Annotated in this window: 6 protein-coding genes; all 6 read right to left on the bottom strand. The window is 48.0% G+C overall.

Features of this window, described 5'->3' with window-relative positions; translation table 11 throughout:
* Window positions 1-232: 232 nt before the first annotated feature.
* The 6 genes from AC6RNO_RS30975 to AC6RNO_RS30950 all read right to left on the bottom strand — a co-directional run bounded on the left by AC6RNO_RS30975 (window position 233) and on the right by AC6RNO_RS30950 (window position 11406).
* Window positions 233-865, bottom strand: coding sequence for a hypothetical protein (locus tag AC6RNO_RS30975; RefSeq protein WP_488438802.1), 633 nt, complete (start codon window positions 863-865; stop codon window positions 233-235).
* A gap of 235 nt (window positions 866-1100) precedes the next feature.
* On the bottom strand, window positions 1101-2270 hold the full coding sequence (locus AC6RNO_RS30970; RefSeq protein ID WP_497107843.1) for a hypothetical protein: 1170 nt from the start codon (window positions 2268-2270) through the stop codon (window positions 1101-1103).
* 52 nt (window positions 2271-2322) lie between these two features.
* On the bottom strand, window positions 2323-4137 hold the full coding sequence (locus AC6RNO_RS30965; protein ID WP_497107845.1) for an S-layer homology domain-containing protein: 1815 nt from the start codon (window positions 4135-4137) through the stop codon (window positions 2323-2325).
* A gap of 462 nt (window positions 4138-4599) precedes the next feature.
* Window positions 4600-8589 carry an S-layer homology domain-containing protein gene (locus tag AC6RNO_RS30960; protein ID WP_488438021.1) on the bottom strand — a complete coding sequence of 1330 codons (3990 nt, stop codon included), beginning with the start codon at window positions 8587-8589 and terminating at the stop codon, window positions 4600-4602.
* 778 nt (window positions 8590-9367) lie between these two features.
* Window positions 9368-10477 carry an MraY family glycosyltransferase gene (locus AC6RNO_RS30955; protein WP_474684389.1) on the bottom strand — a complete coding sequence of 370 codons (1110 nt, stop codon included), beginning with the start codon at window positions 10475-10477 and terminating at the stop codon, window positions 9368-9370.
* A gap of 137 nt (window positions 10478-10614) precedes the next feature.
* A complete protein-coding gene (locus AC6RNO_RS30950) occupies window positions 10615-11406 on the bottom strand; it encodes a WecB/TagA/CpsF family glycosyltransferase (protein ID WP_497107842.1) in 792 nt (263 codons plus the stop codon).
* Window positions 11407-11422: the final 16 nt, after the last annotated feature.

Raw genomic sequence — 11422 nt, 5'->3', positions numbered from 1 at the left:
ATTGCTGTTGAAAGAACGACGGTTAGACTTTTCTTCATAGAGTTTCTTTCCTCCTAAGTATTTGAAGTTTTTTGTTATAAAATCTTATAACCGATGGGAGTGTACAGCGATCTTTACATCACTTTTGTGTAGATTTTTGTCTATCACCTAATCTACAAAAACAGTATACTATCTGTTATTCACTCAGTCATTGATAAGAATTTTCCAGCTAATTCATCGTCACGGATTTGTTTTAGCCGACTTTGCTTTGCAATAATTCAATCAATTGCTTGCCCGGATCTTTCATTTCACCTGCAGGTCGATTACCGCCGCCTTTGCCATCTTGGCCCTTGGACCCGTTCGTACCTTGGTCTTTCGTCTGGCCCTGATTTGTGCTTGGCGCCTTGGATGCATCCGCATTGCCGGAGGAATCCGTACTTTTCGCTGCATTCCCGGCATCCGCATTTTTCTTGCCGTTACCGCGGTTAGCCATGCGCGCGGCCGCATCGTCCACAAATTTCTTTTGGGCATCCGTCAGATTTTCAAGCAGCTTGGCCTTGCTGTCGTCGGTAATCTCGCCTTTGGCGACGATATCTTGAGCTGTTGGCAGCATCGCTTGCGCTTCTTCTTTCGTAATTGAAAGTCCATCGGCTTTGTCCATCATAAGCAGCGTTTGGAATGTGGAAAACATTTGCCGCTGCTGCTGGCTCATCGCAGGCCGATTTGGGTTGGATTCCTTTTGATCCGTCGTTTGACTCTGGCTTTGCTGTTGTGGCTGCGCGGTGCTGACTGCGGCAGAAGCGCTTTGTGCCGCCGGCTGGTTGCCGCAACCGCTTAATAAAACGGGGATGACCACACAAATCCCGGCTAGCTTTTTTAAATTCATTTAGGTGACCACCCTCCTATCTGATTCCTACAAATACAAGGGTACAGCCGGTTTGTGAAGAAACTAAGACTAAAAGCTGAAATCAGCATAAAAGTTAGCTTAAAAAAAGCTGAAATCGCCCGATTTCATGGGATTTTCAGGATCGGCAGACCGGAATTTTCCATAAATTTAAGACTGGAAAAAAGGCCCACCTTAAAACAAAAAAGACCCCAAAGGGTCTTCTTCGATCGCTTGATTATTGAGCCGTCAATGCGATGCTTGCCGACTTGCCGCTTGGTGTTGTAGCTGTCAGGTCGAAGCTTACGGATGTCGATGGGCTTGTTGGTGTTGCTGCTACGTTGCCGTATTGGTCCACCGTTACAGTACCGCCCACTACATGGTCGACCGAGAATGTTACACCCATCAAGTAGTTGTACATTTTCGCGTCGCCGTCTTCGTACTTGATGCCGTAGTTGTCGATGACGTTGATGCCTGTGAATGCGTTGAATCCGCTGAGTCCGATCGTTTTGCTTGTATCGTCGAAGCTCACTTGATCCACTGCAAGCGCATCGCTCTTCACAGTTACTGCAGTTGTTGCTGTTTTCACTTTGCCGTCGTTCGTTTTGAAGCTCACGTTGATCGTTGCCGTTCCCGCTTTGTTACCAATCACATACCCTTTGCCACCTGTGAGGACCACTTGGGCTACCGATGTGTTGGAAGAGGTGATGGCGGTAATTTGTTTCGGCAGCGATACCGTGTCGCCGGCCGCATTCGTTGCAGATACGGTTACTTCGCGAGCCAGTTTACTTGTGTTAGCCGCTTTTTGGTCCGCTGCGCTCAGTGTGCCGCTTGTGTCGTACTGCGCTCCGTCGATGATCACTCCGCTATCGATAGCGTTGAACAAAGCCGGTACGCTGTTCAGGCTGTAGCTCAGGCTGTCAGTCGATGTCGCTACGTCTACGTTGCGAGTCACGGTGTCAACTACGCTCTCATTGCCCGATGCGTCTACTTTGATCAGTTCCACTTTCACGCCGAACGTTCCCGCCGCGCTTGATCCGGTTGCCAAGCGGTACGTATCGTTCATTTGGTTGAACGCTGTATTCTCAACCATGCCTGTAGTGCCGCTCACAGCTTGAAGGTTTTTGAAGCTGTTTGCCGTTGTGAACGCAGCTGTTACGGCGCTGGATGCAGTATCATTGTCCGCTGTGATCGCTTGAACGCCTGTTGTTGTGTTCACCGGCGTCATTTTCGTGTAGTAATATACGCTGCCGGAGCCGGACGTATTGGCGTTTGTTGTCGCATTGCCTTGACCGTCCGTCAACAGGTAGGAATCCTGGCTTTTGCCGTATTGGTCAATTGCTTGGACGACAAAGCTTGTGTAGCCGCCTGGTACGATTTGTTTAGCCGGTTCAGTGACGACTTTCAAGTGATCCGGAATACGGACGTTGCCGACCGTGTAGGACTTCGTAGCCGTGCTGTTAGCACCGGACGTTGCGATGTAGGCATTGACTGTTACAACGCCGTTGNACGATTTGTTTAGCCGGTTCAGTGACGACTTTCAAGTGATCCGGAATACGGACGTTGCCGACCGTGTAGGACTTCGTAGCCGTGCTGTTAGCACCGGACGTTGCGATGTAGGCATTGACTGTTACAACGCCGTTGTGGCCCGCTGTGATGTTCGACAAGCGGATGGAACCTTTGTGTTCGCCGCCTTGGTAGATTTTCGCTACGCTTGCTGCGGTTGTAGTACCTTCGTTCAGGGCGCTGGCTCCGGATACTGCCACATTGATCCGATCCACGTTTTGATCGCTTGTCAGGTCGTCTACGCTCAGTTTGTTGCCCGCTGCGTCATAAGCCACGATTGGAATGTACACGTCTGTGTCGCCCGCGGCAATCACGTCGCCCATGTCGCCGATTTCCACTTTTGTCGCTACCGCTTTGGATGCGATCGATAGTTTGCTCGATGCCGATGCGCCTTGCAGGTACACTTGAACCGTGTAGTCGCCGGCTTTCTCGATGTTGTTTGTCAAGTTTACGCGTACTTCAGGTGTATCCGTGTTGTCATAATCCTGCATGCCTGCGTTCAGCAGCGCTTCGTATGGCGAGAACACCACTTGCGCTTTTTGATCGGTTACCAGATCGTTCGCATTTGTATTCAGAGCGTTTTGGATCGCGCTGAATCCGAGTTCGTTGCCGTATTGGTCAAATACGCTCACTGGGATCGTTGCTGTTTCGCCTTTTTGAGCGATGCTCGTCTGACCGTTGGAGTATTTTACAGTACCCAGTTCCATTTTCGTAATGAACGGCGCTACGCCGACTGTGAAGTTTTTGCTGGCCGACAAGTGCGTATCATTGAAATAGATGTTCACTGGAATGACAGTCAGGTTAGACTGGGAAGCCGTACCTGCAGCAGCCAATGTGCTGTCAAATGTCAATTTCAGCAAGCCTGCATCTGTTTTCGTAATTTGCGCCGATTGGCCGTTACCCAGGATAACTGTGTAGGAGCCTGCGGAGAACGAAGCGTTCTCGCCGTATTGGTTCGTTGCTTTGACCATGACCGTTGCTTTTGTAGTACGAGCTACTGTATCCCCGGCATTGACGAAGTCAATTTTTTGTACGGCTTCGTCTTGGGCTGTGAAAGTAGCTGTTGTTTTATCTACAGCTGCAGTGTCCAAGCCGCTCAGCGTAACGGTGTAGTCGCCTGCGCGAAGATTGGTGTCCGTCAACGTCAAGGTTGCGGATTTTTTGTCATCGGCAAATGTCGTCGTAGTCGCTACGGCCGTTGAACCTTGTGTCAGAGCCAGTTTCGCTTTGCCGGTGTCTACCGGTTTGTTGAAGTTGACCGTTACTTTTTGTACGCCTGTCGGTTTTGCATCGGTTACCGATACTTTACCGGCTGGAACGTATTGCTGCTTGGCTTCGTATGCGCCAGTGAGCAGCAGGTCGCGAGTTGCGTTCGCTTGGCCGCCAAATGTGCCGTCTGTGCCGTTAGGCAGCAGTTTCAGCTCCAGCGCCAGAGCTACATAACCTTGAGCCCAGTCGGAGACTGTAGCGTCGCTGCCTGTTTTTGCCCGAGCGTCAGCATCTTTGCCCAGTACGCGGTCCAGGAACGTCGCCAGCTGCTCTTTGGTTACTTTACCGGCTGGGTCAAACGTAGTGTCGGTTACACCGTCAGTAACGCCGGCTGTTTTCAAAGCCTCGATGTAAGGCAATGCATAACCGTTCGCAGGATCGTCCACACTAACGTCAGCGAAACTCGATGTTTTCAAGTCTTTGTTAATGTCCAGCCCCATGATCAAGGCCGCTACTTTCGCGAATTGCGCGCGGTTCATTTCATCTTTCAAGCCAAACGTGGTGTCGGTAACTCCATCGAAAATACCGGCGCTAATCATGGCGTCGAATTTCGCTTTTGTGGCTGTGTCAAGATCTTTCAAATCCGTGAAATCTGCGGATGTTTTCGCAAAGGCTACTGAAGAAAATACGGATAAAGCCATTGCTGTTGAAAGAACGACGGTTAGACTTTTCTTCATAGAGTTTCTTTCCTCCTAAGTATTTGAAGTTTTTTGTTATAAAATCTTATAACCGATGGGAGTGTGCAGCGATCTTTGCATCACTTTCTTGCAACTTTTTGTATATCACCTCGTCTACAAAAACAGTATACTACTTGCTATACACTCAGTCATTGATAAGTATTTTCCAAAATAAAAAACGCAGACGCCTCTTTAATGAGGTCATCTGCGTTTGCGAATCGTTGTTTATGGAACCATCTTTTGCTGCTTCATTACTCGATATGCAATGACGGAAGCTTGCGCGCGCGTCATGAGCTCTGTCGGATCAAAACGGTATGTTTGTTTCGCTCCGGTCGCGACCGTATTTGCAATGCCTTGCATATAGCCTGCCTTCACGATACCTTCTACAGCTGTTCTTGCATAGAAGTCAATCGAATTGGCATCCGTAAATGATTTCTGCAAGCTTGCGAGCGATTTTGTCGTATCCGTACCCAGCTTCATGTTCGCTGCCCGAGCGATCATAATCGCCGCATCCTGGCGCGTAATAGAACCGCCCGGATTGAACCGATTGCTGGCTTGGCCGCGGATAATACCCGCTCTCGCAGCCGTCTCAACAAATTTGTACTCGTATAAGCCGTAATCCATTTTCAGCACGTCGGAGAACGTAGCATCGCCCTCGTAGTCGAGTGGAACTTTAAACATCTTCACTAACATCTGAGCGAACTCTCCGCGTGTAATCGCATCGTCAGGACTAAAGGAATACGTAGTTCTTGCCTTCATAACCCCTTTGGAATACAAAGTTTCCAACTCGTTCTTCGCATAAGCATGTCCGGTAATATCGTCAAAAGATTTGTCCATATACATGACTTGATAGTAGCCGAACTTTTGGAACGGTACCGTGATGGTATTCGTTCCTGTGTCAACGACGCCTCCGAGATTTTTCCACCCACGGTCGGTTTGATTGGAATAGTTCGGATAAATGTCATAGAAGAACACTGTTACATATTTACCTGAATCCAGTCTGATAGACGAATTATATTTCAACGTCAAAGTACCAGGATTGGTCGGAACGACAAGCTCAGGGTAATTTCTGCTAAAGTATGATCTGCCTGAAATGCTTGAATCGTATGGATCCAAACCAGTACCTGTCAGACCGGCCGCCAGCTCCCCATTGGACGTTGTCGTCGAGCTAGGGTCAATAATAAATCCCGCATCCAGGTAATATAAATCGCTGGCCGTACCGAACGAATTCTCAGTTACCTTCTGAGTAATTAGCGATTTGTAATAGCTGTTCGTCGGATAAGTCGCTTTGTCTATACGTCCGTCGTTAACATCAGCCAATCCAAACAAGAGTTGACGATCATTAGTCAAGTATTGGTTATTGTTCGAGTCGGGCGAGTAGCGTCTCATCTTTGTATCCTTAGGAAATTTCAATTGAATTTTGCCGTTGAATATTTTCAAGTTCGCATTCATGCCCGTCATGTATTCAGCGCCTTGAATATCCGTGTTGGCGTAATAAAGAATAAAGCTCCCGTTTGCTTTACTAGTGCCGCGGTTTACAGTGAACTTGACCGTATTGGCGCCTGGCTTCAAATTTTGAATCGTGTACACATACTGGTCGTAGTTGCCTGTAGTATCGGAAACAGTTTGTTTGGTAGCTTGGCTTTTGCCGAAAACAACACTATCCGCATTTTCGGCGTTAATTTTAACCGTATAGAAGTTGCTGTTGATATTGGCTTGCAAAGTACCGCTGCTGTTCTTTATCAGAACAGGCTGAACCACTGTATAAGAGACGTCCGACCTTGAAATCGTAATCGACTTGGTTGCTGTAATATTTGAATTGTTAGTAATGCTGAATTCAAATACGACATCGCTATTGTTCAGCAGGTTGAATGAGTTTGTCGTGAACGATTGCGGGCTTGATGTGTTATTGATCGCCGTAAAATAATTGCCCGTTCCGGTAGAGATGACGCTCTGATAGTTCGCGCTGGCATCTTTGGTCACGTTGTTGGCGTCGACAGTTTGGTGCAGAACCAAAGCATTGCCGTTTGAGTCCTTCGTATGGACAGTCAGACTCATCGTTTTGATTGTAGGAGTTGTACCGTCCGACAACAAACTTGAGAAAATACCTTTAAACGAAACAGTTCGTTCTGTAGTGGTGTACGTTCCCGCTTGAGCCGCAGCAATAAACTGTGTGCCCGCTGTTCCGGTCTCGACCGGCTTGATGCTGGTAAATGACGGAGCCTCCGTGCTGTACAAATAAATGTTGTAGGATTGCTCAATAATAAAGGTACCACTGACATACACTCTGAATTTCAACGTATTCAGACCTTCTACAAGCACGCTTGACAAAGTTCCGAACGAACTCAAAGGAATTTTGAACACATTCGGATCTGCAGCTGTACTAGGAGAGAAAATGGCATCGTCAGTGCTGCTGTTTAATGTAAACACATTGTTGTTAACATAAACTTCAACTTTATTCGTATTCGCGGTATCTTGGAAGAAGTTCACAACCCGACCCGAAATACAAGGTGCTGATGAAGCGAGCCCGCACTGCAGATTATTAATATTTTTGATCGACATGTTGTTCGAAATATTGTTGACGGTAACATACGGTGCGTTGCTGATATTCAACGAATATGTTGTTATAGCAGCATTATATGGATTGCCTGCAGCGTCAAACGGGTAAATGACCATTTTTTTAGCCCCGTCAGTCAATCCTTGAAGCTTAACTGTGTACAAGTACTCTGTAGGAGACGCTGCACCTAAATTGTCGGGTTTGCGGATACCGGTCGTATTGTCGACATTCGGCGCCGTACCGCCGCTTACATAATCGGCCATATATGTCGTTCCGTCCAAATCGACACGAAGCGTCGATGTATACGTATTCGCATAAATCATCAATGTCGCTGGCAATTCGCTGATTACGTTCGTATCTGACAAGCTCAATTGGCTTTCTACGCCGGTTTTCAGAGTAACTTTATTAATGTAAGGTTTTGCAGGATCCACATATTTAAAATTGTAAGTCGTCGTCACATCGGAAAGGGTGCCCGTGCTATCCTTGAATGTAAATGTAAGCAACTGCGGATTGGCCGTGCTAATGGAAGCAATGTTAGTATTGACAGTAACATCGCTGACCGCGTACTCGCCGGACCTTGTTAGCGCCGAGTTCTTGCTCAAAGTAACTGTCGTGGAGGTTGCACTATTGGCGACAACTTTCGTTGCATCATTCGATGTAAAATCGACATTGCTGGCAATGGTTGTCCCATTAATCGCGATATCCGCATATGTATACTTCGTAACGGATGTACCGCTAAAGTAATCGCTCTTGATGCTGGCTTTAATCGTTACGGCAGTGCTCCCGAAAGTAGGAACCGTAATTAAATCTTGATAAGCAGGAGTTGCCGCAGTTGCGGCGATCTGACCGTTAAAAGCGAACGGGCCGCCATTGTCGTACCATATTTTCTTGGTTACGGAATATTTGTTCGTATCGTTGCTGGCGACAAACGTGATTTGGTTGTCACCGGGCGTAAAGCAAAAGTTGGTGGTCGATGAACAAGTCGTTGTCGATTTCGTTTTATCGTCCCCGGTAAAATAAACGGATCCGTCGCTGCTTAAGAAACCGTCTTTGGTTACAGTATCGCCCAGCATCATACCTTCAACTTTCGTTGAGTTAGGCGCATTGGCTTTAATTTGAATGCCGGTAGTGCCCGCTTTCAGCGGACCGCGGTTAACCGGATACATCGTACCGTCCACCCAATTGGCCGTATTGACCGTGAAACCGGACAAAGTAGTCGTAGGAGCATAATAAACCCACCCAGGTGCGGATGCATAAGAATCCGAATCGCCGAGCATAACGACGATTTTGTTTAAGCCCTCTTTAAGAGCGACATTTCGAAAATATACCTGATTGGCGGAAGATGTCTGCGCCTTGTTGTTTTTCTCAGTCGTTACGGTTCCCGAGTTCACATTCGTAACAACGTAATACAAGGAACTAATCTGGGAATCAGTTACACCCGTTATGTTCACATAAAGTGTAAAAGGCAAAGAAGTAATACGGGTAACTTTGCTATCGTCGGCTGGCGCTTCGGTTGAGGTTCCCGAGTTGGCCGTGTCCGTGTAAAGATTGGTGATCGTAAGCGTAGCAGCAGCATACGCCGTCATCGAGGGCAGCAAACTGACCAGCATCGCAAAAATTAAAGCTAAACTTGTCCACTTTTTCTTAAGTAGTTTCAAAACTGGCTCCTCCTTAATTGTGTCATTCATCTATTCTTTAAAATTTCAAGCTATCCTTCCTTATTCGACAATCCCTCCCAAATACTTCTATCATTCTACAAAATTAGACGTCGCAATAAACCAAAAGTTGTTGTATCATTCTTATCGGTAAAATACGCTGAAATGTTTAGAGCTAGAAAAAAATGAGATTACCCCCTGCCAAGGAGAATTCAAGAATGAACGAGTTGCGGTTTTCGGTTAAGCTTGCCGGAGAGACCATGATGATCTGCACGCGGTTTGTGTGGCGTCGTATGAGCGGTAGGTCAGACCTAGCCGGGCCGGGAAAGCCTGGCTGCCCAGAACCTCCGCGTCAGAGGCGACAGATACAACTCGCCTGGTTGTACGAAAAACCTGCAAAAATACATGAATTTGCGTCCGTGATCGCCGGCAACGAAGAATTCCTGCAATAGTGCAGGCTTTCCAGCAAAAACATGGACTCCGATTCGTTTTCAGCGAAAATTCCTGCACTTTTGCAGGTTTTCCGCTAAAATAAACCAATTCCCAAAGAAAAACCTGCACTTTCGCAGGTTTTCTTCCTACCAAACTGCTTTCTGCACAATTGAGCAGTTCCACGACCTACGCAGGGAGAGGGCACGTTGGGATAAATCAGCTATCCCCCGAATTAGTGCCCTCTGCTTCCCCTAACCATAACAAAGTGTCCCGACTTTCTCGGGCAGCTTACCCAAATCAAAAAAAGCCCGGTCCGCTAAGGACTGGGCTTGTATTATTTTCAAAAAAACTATTTTCCGACCCGGTCGGTCTGAACCTGCTTGCGCATGAGCTTTTGCAGGAAATTCAGGATCGGCTTGCGGCTCTTGCTGATGATGCCGATGGCTTCGGCTCCGACGAGCATGATCAAGAAAAGCGCGACGACAATCACTACCCAGCCCCACAAAATTTGCTGAGACATCAATACTGAGCACACCACTGCACTGCCGCCGAAAATCAAGGCGATTCCATAAATAATCAGCACGCTCGTACGGTGGCTGAAGCCCATTTGCAGCAAGCAATGATGCAGATGGCTTTTGTCAGGCGCTGAAATCGGCAGCTTGTTGACATAACGGCGTATGATTGCGAAGAACGTATCGGATAACGGTACGCCCAAAATCATGATCGGCAGCAGCAACGACACTACGGCAGCTTGTTTAAAACCGAGGATCGAAAGCGTCGCAAGCGCGAAGCCGAGGAACAACGCCCCGGAGTCGCCCATAAAAATTTTGGCCGGATGGAAATTGTAGAACATGAAACCAACGATGCTTCCAAGCAAAATGATGCTCAGCAGCACAACGGTAGCGTTCGGCATCATCAAGGCGAGCACCAGAATAGTAAGCGTCGCGATACCGGAAACGCCGGCCGACAGGCCGTCCAATCCGTCAATCAAGTTAATAGCGTTCGAAACGCCGACAATCCATAATATTGTAATCGGAATGCTCAACCAACCGATAGGAAGGTTCGTTTCTCCAAAAGGAATGTTCACGAGATCGATCGTAAGACCGAAAGAAACGACAACGCATGCGGCAATAAGCTGCCCAAGCAGTTTCCATTTCGGCGAAAGCTGGAACCGGTCGTCCAATGCGCCTGTAATAACGATAATAGCGCCTCCGATAAGCAGACCGAATGCCGCATCCGAGTTGAAAACTTTGAGTGCTGGAGAGATAACGAAATAAGCGCCGACGAAAGCAAGGAAAATAGCCAGTCCTCCCAGACGCGGCATAATTCGAGTATGTACCTTACGATGGTTCGGCGCGTCGACGGCTCCTACCCAGAAGGCAAATTTTTTGACCAAGGGTGTCAGCAGCAACGCCAGCAGGCATGAAGCGATAAACCCAATCGCATATAATCCATACATCTTCTTCTTCACAGCTCCTCTTGTCTTGGGTGGCAGGTTATCCGCCCGCCGAAATGAATTATACTCCGAATTGTCCGCGAATACCACTGTTAAATTTGTCTGAAATCGCTGTTCTCAGCTTATTTTCATAATTATTTTCAAGCTTTTGTGACTTTATCTTTTTCGCGGATCACTTTCACTGCGAATTTCGGAAGTATAAGCATTCTTTTGTAGCGCCACGGCTCTTGCAAAAGCCGGTAAAACCACTCCAAGCGAAGTTTTTGAAACAAAATGGGGGCCCTTTTTAACTTGCCCGAAAGTACGTCAAAACTTCCCCCCACCCCCATCATTACCGGGATGCCAAGCTGTTGTTTATATTTGGCAATCCAGGGCTCCTGATTGGCCGCGGATCGTCCCACGAAAAGCAAATCCGGCGAAGCGTTCACGATATCCCGGATGACTTCGGCATCCTGTTCGGCGCCGAAATATCCGTCGCGGACTCCGACAAGCCGGATGTCGGGGTACATGGCTCTAAGCCGATTCGCCGCCGATTCAATCACATCGGGAGATGCGCCGAGCAAATAAACCTTCCACCCGCGCGGCTCTCCGATTTTCATCAGCTCGTGCAACAGGTCGTAGCCTGCTACCCGCTCCGCCACGGGCTCGCCCACATATCCCGAGGCCCAGACTACACCCGTTCCGTCGGGGACGATCAGCTCGGCTTCCTGCATCATGCGAAGATAAGCCGGATCGTCAAGCGCGGACATTACCATAATCGGATTGGCCGTAATAATTTGATGCGGCCGTCTGCGCTCGATGGCATCGGTCAAATAAGCGACCGTCTGCTTCATATCCATTTTGGATATGGGAACCCCGTAGATCCGGACTTTTGGAACAGCTGCAGCCGAAACGGAAGCTGCTTGCGAAGCGGTCGATGTCTGCACACTCATGGAAATCTCACCCTTT

This window comes from Paenibacillus sp. sgz302190 (genome assembly GCF_059820445.1).
Note: the sequence above shows the minus strand (reverse complement) of the source record. Positions and strands in the feature narration are given on the sequence as shown.